At 49.1% G+C, this 807-nt stretch carries 1 pseudogene; it reads left to right on the forward strand.

Annotation, left to right across the window (positions count from 1 at the left end):
• Window positions 1–807 (forward strand): annotated as a pseudogene (locus A3750_RS25565) (flagellar hook-associated protein FlgK); the annotation flags it as partial.

Consider the following 807-nt stretch of genomic DNA (forward strand, 5'->3'; position numbering starts at 1 on the left):
CGAATTCGCTCAACCAGCCACCCTATGATCAGTCTTTGTCGGTGACCATTACGGATGTAGCGCAATTAACGACGGATAACTATGAGCTGCGTTTTGAAGGGCCGGCCGATTCTGACTACATCATCGTCAACAAAGGAACTGATGAAACGGTATACAAATCGACGCTGTCGAATGTTTTTCCGAGCCGGGTGACCATTGATGGCTTTCAATTAACCTTTGACGGCGGTACATACAAAGTCGGTGATAAGTTCTCGATTTTACCAACGCAATCCGGGGCGATCGACATCAAACAAGAGGTTGATCGTGTTGAAGAGATCGCTCTAGCGGCACCGGTTCGTGCGCGCAGTAGTTTGGGTAATATTGGTTCAGCGCAGATTAGCCTTGGCGAAATGCTGGATGTAAATAGCCCAATTACTAATCAGCCCTTACCCGCTTTTGAGGTCGACGGTGAGCTGACACCGCCGCTGTTGGTTCGCTTCATTACCGATGATTATTATGAGGTGCTGGATAACAGCAATCCGGCTGACCCTCAGCCATTGTCTCCTCCGATTAATAATCAGTTTTTCTCTCAAGGTTTAAGCAATACGCTGTTTACTTCTGACCCGGGGGCGACACTCGTTACGGCAAGTGGTGCGGATACTTTAACTCTGCCTGCTCCGGGAGCGGGTCCTTATACAAATGGCTATGGTGCACAGACGCTCTCTTTCCAGATACGAGATGCGGAAACAGGTATTGTCACATCGCAAAGCCTGAATATCGCAGCTAACGCATCTGCCAAAGATGCAGCGAGTGACATTACCTCCATCG

Source organism: Oleiphilus sp. HI0079, from assembly GCF_001635105.1.